Consider the following 12,540-nt stretch of genomic DNA (forward strand, 5'->3'; position numbering starts at 1 on the left):
TGTTCACAACGCCTCCCTATCATGGCTCCCATCAAAAAAGTGATGTGAGAGAGCATGATGAAAAAACTGTGGCACTTCCTGCGCACCCCCAGCCGCCGCTGGTCGGTACTGGCGCTGCTTCTGGTGGGCGTCGGCGTCACCCTCGCGGGCACCGTCGGCCTGCACTACGGCTTTGAGAAAACCAGCAGCCTCGAATTCTGTATCTCCTGCCACTCCATGAAAGACACCGTCTATCCGGAGTACAAGGAGTCCATCCACTTCAAGAATGCCTCGGGGGTACAGGCGGTCTGTACCGACTGTCACCAGCCGAAGGATTTCGTCGGCAAGGTGGCCCGCAAGATGGAGGCGGCCAACGACCTCTATCAGGAGTACATAGGCCACAGCATCGACACCCGGGAGAAGTTCGAGGACCGGCGCCTGCATCTGGCCGAGAAGGTGTGGGCGCGGATGAGCAGCCAGAACTCCAAGACCTGCAAGTCCTGCCACAGCTACGACAACATGGATCACGCCAAGCAGTCCCCGGCGGCTGCGCTGGCGATGAAAGATGCGGCGGCGAAGAACATGAACTGCATCGAGTGCCACAAGGGCATCGCCCACGAACTTCCCAACATGGCGGGCGGCTTCCGGGCCACTTACGCCACCCTGGTCAACGACGCACAAGAGGCGCCAGCCACCGAGACCCTCTACAACCTGGGTGAAAAAGATCTCTATGCCAGCGAACAGAGCAGCGACCCGGTCGGCAAACTGCTGCCCGCCTCCCGTATCGACGTGGTGGACCGCAGCGGCGATCGCCTCAAGGTGACCATCGAAGGGTGGCGCGAGAGCGACGGCAAGGGCCGGGTGCTGAGCGAATACATGGGCAAGCGGGTCTTCGTCGCCACCATCCGTGACGAACTGAAAGCGAGCGAGAAAGTGCTCAAACAGGAGACCGACAGCGCCACCCATATCAAGTGGGAGCAGGTTCAGGTGCAGGCCTGGGTCGATGGCAAGGGCTTTGAGTCCTCGCTCAAGCCGATCTGGGATTACGCCGGCGAGATGTACAAATCCACCTGCAACTCCTGCCACAGCGCGCCGGATCCCGCTCACTTCACTGCCAACGGCTGGATCTCGGGGCTCAAGGCGATGTCTGCCTACTATCGCCTGAGCAAGGAAGAGGAGCGCACCCTGCTCAAATACCTGCAAAACCATGCCGCCGATACCGGTGGTCAGGGCAGCCACTAAGTCCGGATTCGAAAGAGGAATAACAAGATGATCAATATTTCCCGTCGTGGTTTTCTGGGTGGCTTGCTGGCCAGCGGTGCCTCTGCCCTGATAGGCCCCTCCCTGCTCGGTCGCGCCGTGATGGCCGCCGAGTCTGGCGACAAGCTGGTGCAGTCCGGCTCCCACTGGGGCGCCTTCCGTGCCCGGGTGGTCGATGGGCGCTGGGTCGAGACCCTGCCGTTCGAGCATGACAAGCACCCCACCGACATGCTCAAGGCCTTGAGTGAAGTGGTCTACAACCCCTCCCGCATCCGCTACCCCATGGTGCGACTGGACTGGCTACGCAAGGGCCACCAGTCCGACACCAGCGAACGCGGCCAAAACCGCTTCGTGCGGGTCACCTGGTCCCAGGCGCTCGATTTTTTCTATCACGAGCTGGAGCGGGTACAGAAGACCTATGGCCCGAGCGCCCTCTATGCCGGTCACTCCGGCTGGCAGTCGGTGGGCAAGTTGCACTCCGCTGGCGCCATGCTGGGACGCGCCATGAACCTGCACGGCACCTATCTGGCCAAGGCCGGTGACTACTCCACCGGTGCCGCCCAGGTGATCCTGCCCCACGTGGCGGGCGCTATGGAGGTGTATGAGCAGCAAACCTCCTGGCCGCTGGTGCTGGAACACAGCAAGACTATCGTCATCTGGGGCTCCGATCCCATCAAGAACCTGCAGGTGGGCTGGCTGGTGCCGGATCACAGCGTCTACGACTACTGGGCGCAGCTCAAAGAGAAGGTGGCCAAGGGCGAGATCCGGGTGATCAGTGTCGATCCGGTCAAATCCAAGACCCAGAAGTACCTCAATTGCGATCAGGTGACCCTGAATCCGCAAACCGACGTACCGCTGATGCTGGGCATCGCCCACACCCTCTACAGCGAGAAGCGCCACGACGAGGCGTTTCTGAAGAACTACACCACCGGCTTTGACAAGTTCCTGCCCTACCTGCTGGGCACCAGCGATGGTCAGGTGAAGGATGCCGAGTGGGCCGCCGCCATCTGTGGCGTACCAGCCGAGACCATCCGCGAGCTGGCCCGCGCCATGAGCAGCGGCCGCACCCAGCTTATCGGCGGCTGGTGTGTACAGCGCATGCACCACGGCGAGCAGTACGCCTGGATGCTGGTGGTACTGGCCTCGATGATTGGCCAGATCGGCCTGCCGGGGGGCGGTTACGGCTTTGGCTGGCACTACAACGGGGCGGGCACCATCACCTCCAGCGGCCCCATAATGTCCGGTTTCAGCTCGGTCATCCCCGGGGTCAAGCCGCTCCATGACGGCGACTGGAAGGGCTACTCCAAATACATTCCGGTGGCCCGTTTCGTCGACTGCATCCTCAATCCGGGCAAGCAGATCGCCTTCAACGGCCAGACCATCACCTACCCCCATATGAAGATGGCGGTGTTCTGCGGCAACAACCCGTTCCACCACCAGCAGGATCGCAACAAGATGGTCTCGGCCTGGCGCAAGCTGGAAACCGTGGTCAGCATCGATCACCAGTGGACCGCCAGCTGCCGTTTTGCCGATATCGTGCTGCCCGCCACCACAACTTATGAGCGGGATGACATCGAGCAGTGGGGCTCCCACTCCAACGCGGGCATTCTGGCCATGTACAAGGTGGTAGAGCCGCTGTTCGAGGCGCGGGATGACTACGACATCTTCGCCGATCTTTGCCGTCGCTTCGGTCGTGAGGCCGAGTTCACCGGCGGCAAGAGCAAGCTGGAGTGGATCCAGAGCATCTATGACGACGCCCGCCTGCAGGGTCGCGGCATCGGCATCCGTCTGCCCCGTTTCAGCCAGTTCTGGCACGGCGAGGGCTTCGTCACCTTCCCGGCGGGCCAGCCCTGGGTGCGCCACGAGTCGTTCCGTCAGGAGCCGGATCTGGAACCGCTCGGTACCCCGTCCGGCCTTATCGAGATCTACTCCAAGACCATCGCCGACTACGGCTATGGGGACTGTCCGGGCCATCCAGTCTGGATTGAACCCTACGAGCGTTCCCACGGCGGGCCGGGCAGCAAACAGTACCCGCTGCACCTGCAATCCTGCCACCCGGACAAGCGGCTGCACAGCCAGCTCTGCTCCTCCGACAACTACCGCGCCACCTACACGGTGCAGGGTCGCGAGCCTGTCTACATGAATCCGCAGGATGCCAAATCCCGCGGCCTCAAGGACGGCGATCTGGTGCGGGTGTTCAACGGTCGCGGTCAGGTATTGGCCGGGCTGGTGGTGAGCGATGACTACGCTCCCGGGGTGGTGCGCATTCAGGAAGGGGCCTGGTATGGCCCGCAAGAGGGCGGCAAGGTAGGGACTCTCTGTACCTACGGCGATCCCAACGTGCTGACCGCCGACATCGGCTCCTCCAGCCTGGCGCAGGCCACAACGGCCCATACCGCGCTGGTGGAGATCGAGAAGTTCCGCGGACAGGCACCGGCAGTCACTGCCTTCGGCGCGCCGGAATCGGCCAAGGGCATCGACCCCATGTTCCCGGCACTCTGACCCCTGGGGGACGAAAGCGCCCCCTTGAGTTTCCTTTATTTTTAAAGTCGTTAGAATCGGGAGCCATCAAGGCTCCCGATTGCCATCCACGGAGGAAAAATGCAGGAATTTATGGCTACCAGCGAACGCCGGGCCGAACTCTACTGGTGGTTCTCCACCCTGTTCGCCGCCGAACTCAGTGATGAGCAGATCGCCGAATATGACACCTATGATGTGCGAAGCTTCCTGAAAAGCCTCTCCACCCTGGATCCGATGCGCGAAGCCGTGGCCGAACTCAACGAGGCCATCGCTCGCCTGCTGGTGCGCCCGGATCGCCAGCTGGAACTAGCCGCCGACTTCGCTGGCCTGTTTCTGGTGGATCCCAAACAGGGCGCCCTGCCCTACGAATCGCTCTACCGTGGCGAGGCCAAGCTACTGATGCAGGCCCCGATGGCCGAGATGCAGACCCGCCTCGATCGCCTTGGTATCAATGTCAGCGATAAATACAAAGAGCCTGCCGACCATCTGGCCATCGAGCTGGATCTGATGGGCAATCTCATCATCCGCGCGGCGGAAGCCAAGAGTGCAGCCGAGCGGGAACGCTGGCTCGACGAGCAGGAAGCGCTGCTGCACGGCCATCTGCTGGGGTGGTTCGACAAGTTCGAAAGCGCTTGTCGCGCCGCCGACCGGTTTGGCTTTTACGGCGCCAGTGCCCGTCTGCTGGGGGTCTTCCTCAAGATGGATGCCAACTACCTCTCTCTGGTCAAACCGGCACCGTCCGCCGACTGAGCCCGCGATGAAGACAGCCCTGCTTCTGATTGCATGCTGGCTGCTGGCCCTGATCCCGCTGGATCAGGGCATTACTCCCCTGATTGCGCTGCTGTTCAACCCGGATCGCGAGCTCTACGGCACCGCCCAGCTCACCGGATTTGCCGGCATCCTGCTCACCCTCTACCTTGCCAATCTCGGCGTCGAGGTGGTGTTGCGCCGCCGCTTCCAGATCGCCGGCATGCTAGCGCTGCTGGCCGCCTGGATCGACTTCATCAACAGCAGCGGCAGCGAGTCGCACTTCCTGCTGCTCTATCTGCTTGCCCTCCCGTTCCATCTGCTCGGCTGGCTGGTACTGGTGCGCGGCATTCAGGCGTTTGGTCGCCAGAAGGGATAACCACTCGCCCCCTTTTCCCATCCTTTTTATCAGGTTTTTCTGCCTATTCTTGCCGTCAAAACAACCAGATAACTCCGCTTGACTCTCGGCCAAACAGTTCGTGCCATACTGACAACTGATGCAAGTGATAAAACAATCAATGCCGAGGTCATCATGGATGGGAAGCTTTTCAACGCCGACACCGAGGCAATGTTGACCCAGCTGTCAGATCACACCGTCCTGGAACAGCTGATGGATAATGCCCCTCTGGGCATCGGCGTCTTTGACTGCGAATTTCGCTACCGTAAAGTCAATCAGGTGCTGGCCGACATCAATGGCAAAAGCATCGAGGAGCATCAGGGCAAGCACCTCAGAGAGGTGGTTCCCAAGCTGGCACCGACCCTGGAGCCTATGTTTCAGCAGATCATGCGCAGCGGCATGCCCTACGTGGATATAGCCATCACGGGCCAAACCGCGGCGTACGACAACAGCTCACGCCGCTTTCAGGCCACCTACAGCCCGATGCGTGATGAGAAGGGAGAGCTGAACGGTATCCTCGCCATCGTGCGGGACATCACCGAGCAGTATGAAACCGAACAACGGCTGCAGCTGGCAATGCGAGCGGCCCAAATCGGGGTGTGGGAATGGCACGTGGCGGAGGACAGATTACTGTTCGACGGCCAAATTGAGCCGCTGCTGGGCATCGAGGCCAACCAATTCCACGGCGGGCTGCAAGCGTTCGTCGACTGCTTTGAACCGGAATCCGGCAGCCAGCTCAAAGCGGCCCTGCAAAGCCATGACCCCATCCATCTCACCCTGAGCTACCTCACCCCCCTCAAAGAGCGGCACTGGGTCGATATTCATGCCGACCATGTCCCCGCCACCGAGTCGGTCGGCCACCGGGTTATGGGGGTAATTCACAATGCTACCGCCCGCCGCCGTCAGGAGGAGCGACTCCATCAGGCCAACGTGGTATTCGATACCACGGCCGAGGGGATCATCATCCTCGACAGCGAGCACCATATTCTGTCGGTCAACCCGGCCTTCACCATGCTGACCCAATACAATGCCGAGGAGGTGATAGGCCGCACCCCGGATATCATCATGCATCCCAGGCGCTACACCGACCTCGACTATCCCTGGTATCACCTGCGCCCCGGCAACAACGCCTGGCATGGCGAGATGGTTTGTCTGCGCAAGGATGGCAGCTACTTCTCCTCCTGGCAGCAGATCAGCGCTGTCTATGACAACTTCAACAACACTACTCACTATGTGATCGCCCTCTCCGACATCAGCGCCATTCGCAAGGTGGAGGCCGAGCTGAATCACCTTGCCTATCACGATCCCCTGACCGAGCTGGGCAATCGTCATCTGTTGCAGGAGCGGCTAGCCCTTGAGCTGAAAACCGCGCAGCTCAATCGCAAACGGTTGGGGCTGCTCTTTATTGATCTGGATGGCTTCAAGCTGATCAACGACAGCCTGGGCCACGGAGTTGGCGATGAGCTGCTCAAGCGGCTGGCAGAGCGGATCCTCGGCTGCCTGCAACACAACGATCTGGCGACCCGCCTCGGGGGAGACGAGTTTCTGGTGCTGATCCCCTATCTGGAGGAGCCTGACGAGCTGGCAACCCTGGCCAATACCCTGCTGACAGTGTTGCGTGAACCGGTTGAGCTGGCCCATGAGCTGGTGGCGATCTCGGCAAGTATCGGTATCGCCATCTATCCCGATCATGCAGACAGCCCGGAAACCCTGGTAAGCGCCGCCGACAGCGCCATGTACGAGGCGAAAAGTCAGGGGCGCAACGGCTTCCAGTTCTACACCCCCTGCATGGCGGCTCGAGCCCGCGAGCGGATGCAGATTGAGCAGGGCCTGCTCAAGGCCCTGGAGCTCGAACAGCTCTGCATCTTCTATCAACCCATGACCAATCTGGCCAGCGGCCACCTGAGTGGACTGGAAGCCCTGCTGCGCTGGCAGCATCCCAATGAGGGGATGATAGCGCCGACCCGTTTTATTCCGGTGGCGGAGGAGTGCGGCCTGATAGAGAAAATTGGGGAATGGGTAATGCGCAACGCCTGTGAGCAGGGACAAAACTGGCTGGCCGCCGGACTGCCGGTGCCCCGCTTGTCGGTCAATGTGTCGGTGCGGGAGATGCGATCCCCGGGCTACGTTGAACGGGTCGCCGCCATTCTGGCCGAGACAGGATTTCCGCCAGAACGGCTCGAGATCGAGGTGACGGAGAGCATCATCCAGCGGGTCGAACAGAGTCTGGATCTCTTTACCCGCCTGAAAAATCTCGGCGTGCAGATTGCCATCGATGACTTTGGTACCGGCTTCTCGTCACTGAGTCTGCTCAAGACCCTGCCGATCGATCGCATCAAGATCGACCGGGCGTTTGTGCAGGCATTACCGGAAGACAAGAACAGTCGGGAGCTCTGCCGCACCATCATCAATCTGGCCGACAGTCTGGATATGGAGGTCACCGCCGAAGGGATTGAAACCAAGGCACAACACGCCTTCTTGCAATCACTCAACTGCGGCGAAGGACAGGGCTATCTGTTCAGCAAACCACTGCATGTAGAACAGATGCACGAACGCTTGGATTGCCAAAACGTTCAACATTAGCGATACCAAGGAAACAAACGGCCAATCAAACTATTTTCCAAACGTCAGGGTAGGAACACCACCATTATCCCGGTCATTGGCCATGCGAGTGAGCGGTGAGTCGCCAGAGTAACGGGATCCTGGCTCACTGAGGGAAAACTTGGTTCCCGACTTTTTGTCCTGCCATGCATGACCAAGCTGATCAGCAACCCGCTCCCGCACAGTCTGTGAAGGCTCCTGGTGGGTAATCGCAAACTCTTTGGGAGGCTTGTCTGCAAGAACAGTCGTATCAAACTGCCACAGGGATGCACAGAGCAATAGAGAAAACATAACTACCTCCATCCATCAAAGTCCTCCTTTTTACCGACTCACTGCGTGAGTGTCACCCATAACCCTGTAACCAAATGTTGCTGTCTATCCAAAAGTCTAATTGCCCCCATCAGCCAAAGGTATAAGTTGTTACTTAATTATTAAAAGTATGTATTCAAAGGAGTGAGTGATGAGCGAGAGCAAGGTCTACCCGGTCAAACCCCACATCAGCAGCAATGCACTGCTAGACAAGGGCGACTACGCCGCCATGTATCAGGCCTCCGTCGAGGATCCCGATACCTTCTGGGGAGAGCAGGGAAAAATTCTCGACTGGATGAAACCCTATACCAAGGTCAAGAACACCTCCTACGATCCGGGCCATGTCTCCATCAAGTGGTTTGAAGATGGCCAGCTCAACGTTTCTGCCAACTGTCTCGATCGCCATCTCGCCGAACGGGGTGACAAGGTCGCCATCATCTGGGAAGGGGACAACCCCGCCGAAGATCGTAAACTCACTTACCGCGAACTGCACAGCGAAGTGTGCAAGTTTGCCAACGTATTGAAAGCACAAGGGGTTCACCGCGGCGACGTGGTCTGCCTCTATATGCCCATGGTACCCGAAGCCGCCATCGCCATGTTGGCCTGTACCCGCATCGGCGCGGTACACAGTATTGTATTCGGCGGCTTCTCGCCGGAAGCGCTGGCCGGGCGCATCATCGACTCGGGCTCGCACATCGTGATCACCGCCGACGAGGGGCTGCGCGGTGGTCGTCCGGTGCAGCTCAAGAAGAATGTGGATGAAGCGCTCACCAACCCGGATACCCAGGTCAACAAGGTGATCGTGCTCAAGCGCACCGGTGGCAATGTTGCCTGGCACAACCATCGCGATGTGTGGTGGCACGAAGCGACCGCCGCCGTCAGCAGCGACTGCCCGCCCGAGGCGATGAACGCCGAAGATCCGCTCTTTATCCTCTATACCTCCGGCTCCACCGGCAAACCCAAGGGGGTGTTGCACACCACCGGCGGCTATCTGGTCTATGCCACCCTCACCTTCAAATATGTGTTCGACTACCACGAAGAGGATATCTACTGGTGTACCGCCGATGTGGGCTGGGTTACCGGTCACTCCTATCTGGTCTACGGGCCGCTTGCCAACGGCGCCACCACCATCATGTTCGAAGGGGTGCCCAACTACCCGGCCACCAACCGCATGAGTCAGGTGGTGGACAAGCACCAGGTCACCATCCTCTATACCGCCCCCACCGCCATCCGCGCCCTGATGGCCAAAGGCAACGAAGCGGTCACCGGCACCTCGCGCCAGAGCCTGCGCATCATGGGTTCGGTGGGTGAACCCATCAACCCGGAAGCCTGGGAGTGGTACTACCGCACCATTGGTGACGAGCGCTGCCCCATTGTCGATACCTGGTGGCAAACCGAAACCGGCGGCATCCTGATTACGCCGCTGCCCGGCGTCACCGACCTGAAACCGGGCTCGGCGACTCGTCCCTTCTTCGGGGTACAACCGGCGCTGGTCGACAACATGGGCGAACCGCTGGAAGGGGCCACCGAGGGCAACTTGGTGATCACCGACTCCTGGCCGGGTCAGATGCGCACCGTATTCGGCGATCACGAGCGGTTCGAGCAGACCTACTTCTCCACCTTCCCGGGCCGCTACTTCACCGGCGACGGTGCCCGTCGCGACGAGGACGGCTACTACTGGATCACCGGTCGGGTGGATGATGTACTGAACGTCTCCGGCCACCGCATGGGTACCGCCGAAATTGAATCGGCGCTGGTGGCCCATCCCAAGATCGCTGAAGCCGCGGTGGTGGGGGTGCCCCACGAGATCAAGGGTCAGGGTATCTATGCCTATGTCACCCTGATCGCCGGAGAAGAGCCGAGCCGTGAGCTGCACAAAGAGGTGAAGGAGTGGGTGCGCAAGGAGATTGGCGCCATCGCCACGCCGGATGTCATTCACTGGGCGGAGGGGTTGCCGAAGACCCGTTCCGGCAAGATCATGCGCCGCATCTTGCGCAAGATCGCCACCGGCGAGACCGACAGCCTGGGGGATATCTCCACCCTGGCGGATCCGGGGGTAGTAGACAAACTCATTCGCGAGAAGTCGGAAGCAGCCTGATCCCGCTTCGTTTGTTGCTCAACAAAGCCGGCCCTGTGCCGGCTTTGTCGTTTCTCATCCGCCAGCAAACAGCAAGGCGGTAGCTACGAAGCCTTGCCGACCGAAACGTGCAATAAATAGCCAGATGTAGAGATTAGACCAGTAAAATGCTGCTAATTTTCACGAAATCAATATAATTGCGAAATCTGTGTGCCAGGGCACACCGATTTGCGCAGAAAATGGCTAGATTTCTGGTAGTCCACAAGATAGCTGATAGATAGCAGCATTATCATCGAGGATGTACTCAATATGTCGCAAAATCACCGCATTCTCCTGCTCAACGGACCAAACCTGAATCTGCTGGGCAAACGGGAACCGGGTATCTACGGCAGCAAGACGCTTGATGAGATCGTCGCCGATCTGAAGCTTAACGCCAGCGAACTCGGTGTCACTCTGGAACATCTGCAATCCAACGCCGAACATGAGTTGGTCGGCCGCATCCATCAGGCCATGGGCCAGGTGGATTTTATCATCATCAATCCAGCCGCCTTCACACACACCAGCGTCGCCATTCGCGATGCACTGCTGGGTGTCACCATCCCTTTTATCGAGGTTCACCTGTCAAACGTCCATGCCAGGGAGCCGTTCCGTCATCACTCCTATCTGTCTGATGTCGCCAAAGGGGTCATTTGTGGTCTGGGGGCCGATGGCTACCAATTCGCTTTAACCGCGGCCGTGCACCATCTGCGCGCGGCTTGATAATCACTGATCAGATAAAGAAGAAAGAGAATGCTAATGGATATCCGCAAAATCAAGAAGCTGATTGAACTGGTTGAAGAGTCCGGCATCGCCGAACTGGAGATCTCCGAAGGTGAAGAGTCCGTTCGCATCAGCCGCAACTTCTCCGGTCAGGTGACCACCGCCATGCCGCAGATGATGATGCAGCAAGCCGCTCCGGTTGCCGCACCTGCCGCTGCCGCCCCGGTTGCCGCCGCACCGGCCGCAGATGCCGCCCCGAGCGGTCACCTGATGCGCTCCCCGATGGTTGGCTCCTTCTACCGCTCCTCCAGCCCGGATGCCAAGCCGTTCGCGGAAGTGGGTCAGCAAGTCAATGTCGGCGACACCCTGTGCATCGTCGAAGCCATGAAAATGATGAACCAAATCGAGTCTGACAAGGCCGGTGTGATCAAAGCGATCCTGGTTGAAAATGGTCAGGCCGTCGAATTTGACGAGCCGCTGTTCATCATCGAATAAGGGAAATCGCCACCCATGTTGGACAAAGTAGTCATCGCCAACCGCGGTGAAATTGCCCTGCGGATCCTGCGCGCCTGTAAAGAGCTCGGGATCAAGACAGTGGCCGTTCACTCCACCGCCGACCGGGAGCTCAAACATGTGCTGCTGGCCGACGAATCCATCTGTATCGGCAGACCGGCCAGTACCGAATCCTACCTCAACGTCCCGGCCATCATCGCCGCCGCCGAGGTAACCGGTGCCGTGGCCATCCACCCGGGTTACGGCTTCCTCTCCGAGAACGCCGATTTCGCCGAAGTGGTCGAAAAATCCGGCTTCATCTTCATCGGCCCGCGCGCCGAGACCATTCGCCTGATGGGTGACAAGGTCTCCGCCATCGAAGCGATGAAGAAAGCGGGCGTACCGTGTGTACCGGGCTCTGACGGCCCCGTCGATAACGACGCCAAGCACAACGCCGCCATTGCCAAACGCATCGGCTATCCGGTGATCATCAAGGCCGCCGGTGGCGGTGGTGGTCGCGGTATGCGCGTGGTGCGCAATGAAGCGGAACTGGCGGGCGCCATTGCCCTGACCAAATCCGAAGCGGGCCAGTTCTTTAAGAACGACATGGTCTACATGGAGAAGTACCTGGAAAACCCGCGCCACATCGAAATTCAGGTGTTGGCAGACGGCCAGGGCAACGCCCTCTATCTGGGCGAGCGTGACTGCTCCATGCAGCGTCGTCACCAGAAAGTGGTGGAAGAGGCGCCGGCCCCCGGCATCACCGCCGAAATGCGCAAGTTCATCGGCGAGCGTTGTGTGCGCGCCTGTATCGAGATCGGCTACCGCGGTGCGGGTACTTTCGAGTTCCTGTACGAGAACGGCGAGTTCTATTTCATCGAAATGAACACCCGTATTCAGGTTGAGCATCCGGTCACCGAGATGGTCACCGGTATCGATCTGATCAAGGAGCAACTGCGCATCGCCGCCGGTCAGCCCCTGTCGATCACCCAGCAGGATATCCGCATCCGTGGCCATGCCATCGAGTGCCGGATCAACGCCGAAGATCCGGCCACCTTCATGCCCTCTCCGGGTCTGGTTCAGCGCTTCCACGCGCCGGGTGGTCTGGGCGTGCGTTGGGACTCCCACATTTATGCCGGTTACAAGGTACCGCCCCACTACGATTCAATGATCGGCAAGCTGATCTGTTACGGCGAGAATCGTGACATTGCCATCGCCCGTATGCGTCATGCGCTGGACGAGCTGGTGGTGGAAGGGATCAAGACCAACGTACCGCTGCAAAAAGAGATCATGAAAGACGAAAACTTCCAGCACGGTGGCACCAATATCCACTATCTGCACAAGAAGTTGGGTCTGTAAGGATCGCTGATAGAGACCGGACTTCCGATGGAAGTCTGCT

The 12,540-nt window shown here is 59.5% G+C and carries 10 protein-coding genes; 9 read left to right on the plus strand and 1 reads right to left on the minus strand.

The window, feature by feature from the left end:
• Positions 1–54: 54 nt before the first annotated feature.
• The 5 genes from torC to VF684_RS00990 all read left to right on the plus strand — a co-directional run bounded on the left by torC (position 55) and on the right by VF684_RS00990 (position 7,486).
• A complete protein-coding gene (gene torC, locus VF684_RS00970) occupies positions 55–1,221 on the plus strand; it encodes a pentaheme c-type cytochrome TorC (protein WP_376898938.1) in 1,167 nt (388 codons plus the stop codon).
• 27 nt (positions 1,222–1,248) lie between these two features.
• On the plus strand, positions 1,249–3,741 hold the full coding sequence (gene torA / locus VF684_RS00975; RefSeq protein WP_216948082.1) for a trimethylamine-N-oxide reductase TorA: 2,493 nt from the start codon (positions 1,249–1,251) through the stop codon (positions 3,739–3,741).
• Positions 3,742–3,840: 99 nt separating this feature from the next.
• Entirely contained in the window at positions 3,841–4,509 is a 669-nt protein-coding gene (gene torD, locus VF684_RS00980) for a molecular chaperone TorD (RefSeq protein ID WP_376898940.1), read from the plus strand.
• A gap of 7 nt (positions 4,510–4,516) precedes the next feature.
• Entirely contained in the window at positions 4,517–4,885 is a 369-nt protein-coding gene (locus VF684_RS00985; RefSeq protein ID WP_005349490.1) for a hypothetical protein, read from the plus strand.
• A gap of 153 nt (positions 4,886–5,038) precedes the next feature.
• Positions 5,039–7,486, plus strand: coding sequence for a sensor domain-containing protein (locus VF684_RS00990; protein WP_440173470.1), 2,448 nt, complete (start codon positions 5,039–5,041; stop codon positions 7,484–7,486).
• Positions 7,487–7,516: 30 nt separating this feature from the next.
• Here the strand turns inward: VF684_RS00990 and VF684_RS00995 are convergent, their stop codons facing one another.
• Positions 7,517–7,795, minus strand: coding sequence for a hypothetical protein (locus VF684_RS00995; RefSeq protein WP_031227628.1), 279 nt, complete (start codon positions 7,793–7,795; stop codon positions 7,517–7,519).
• A 169-nt stretch (positions 7,796–7,964) separates the two neighbouring features.
• Between VF684_RS00995 and acs the strand changes: the two genes are divergently transcribed.
• The 4 genes from acs (at position 7,965) to accC (ending at position 12,500) form a co-directional block, all read left to right on the plus strand.
• Positions 7,965–9,911 carry an acetate--CoA ligase gene (acs, locus tag VF684_RS01000; RefSeq protein ID WP_257725702.1) on the plus strand — a complete coding sequence of 649 codons (1,947 nt, stop codon included), beginning with the start codon at positions 7,965–7,967 and terminating at the stop codon, positions 9,909–9,911.
• Between the two features lie 288 nt (positions 9,912–10,199).
• On the plus strand, positions 10,200–10,649 hold the full coding sequence (aroQ, locus tag VF684_RS01005; RefSeq protein ID WP_257725701.1) for a type II 3-dehydroquinate dehydratase: 450 nt from the start codon (positions 10,200–10,202) through the stop codon (positions 10,647–10,649).
• Positions 10,650–10,685: 36 nt separating this feature from the next.
• A complete protein-coding gene (gene accB, locus VF684_RS01010) occupies positions 10,686–11,144 on the plus strand; it encodes an acetyl-CoA carboxylase biotin carboxyl carrier protein (protein ID WP_005338908.1) in 459 nt (152 codons plus the stop codon).
• Between the two features lie 15 nt (positions 11,145–11,159).
• A complete protein-coding gene (accC, locus tag VF684_RS01015; protein ID WP_005338910.1) occupies positions 11,160–12,500 on the plus strand; it encodes an acetyl-CoA carboxylase biotin carboxylase subunit in 1,341 nt (446 codons plus the stop codon).
• Positions 12,501–12,540: the final 40 nt, after the last annotated feature.

This window comes from Aeromonas sp. Lyrl_2, from assembly GCF_051948815.1.
GTDB lineage: Bacteria > Pseudomonadota > Gammaproteobacteria > Enterobacterales > Aeromonadaceae > Aeromonas > Aeromonas veronii.

Bases quoted from the DNA above. Each gene is read 5' to 3' on its own strand.
- torC (WP_376898938.1), top strand. From the start codon at position 55: ATGATGAAAAAACTGTGGCACTTCCTGCGCACCCCCAGCCGCCGCTGG.
- torA (WP_216948082.1), top strand. From the start codon at position 1,249: ATGATCAATATTTCCCGTCGTGGTTTTCTGGGTGGCTTGCTGGCCAGC.
- torD (WP_376898940.1), top strand. From the start codon at position 3,841: ATGCAGGAATTTATGGCTACCAGCGAACGCCGGGCCGAACTCTACTGG.
- VF684_RS00985 (WP_005349490.1), top strand. From the start codon at position 4,517: ATGAAGACAGCCCTGCTTCTGATTGCATGCTGGCTGCTGGCCCTGATC.
- VF684_RS00990 (WP_440173470.1), top strand. From the start codon at position 5,039: ATGGATGGGAAGCTTTTCAACGCCGACACCGAGGCAATGTTGACCCAG.
- VF684_RS00995 (WP_031227628.1), bottom strand. From the start codon at position 7,795: ATGTTTTCTCTATTGCTCTGTGCATCCCTGTGGCAGTTTGATACGACT.
- acs (WP_257725702.1), top strand. From the start codon at position 7,965: ATGAGCGAGAGCAAGGTCTACCCGGTCAAACCCCACATCAGCAGCAAT.
- aroQ (WP_257725701.1), top strand. From the start codon at position 10,200: ATGTCGCAAAATCACCGCATTCTCCTGCTCAACGGACCAAACCTGAAT.
- accB (WP_005338908.1), top strand. From the start codon at position 10,686: ATGGATATCCGCAAAATCAAGAAGCTGATTGAACTGGTTGAAGAGTCC.
- accC (WP_005338910.1), top strand. From the start codon at position 11,160: ATGTTGGACAAAGTAGTCATCGCCAACCGCGGTGAAATTGCCCTGCGG.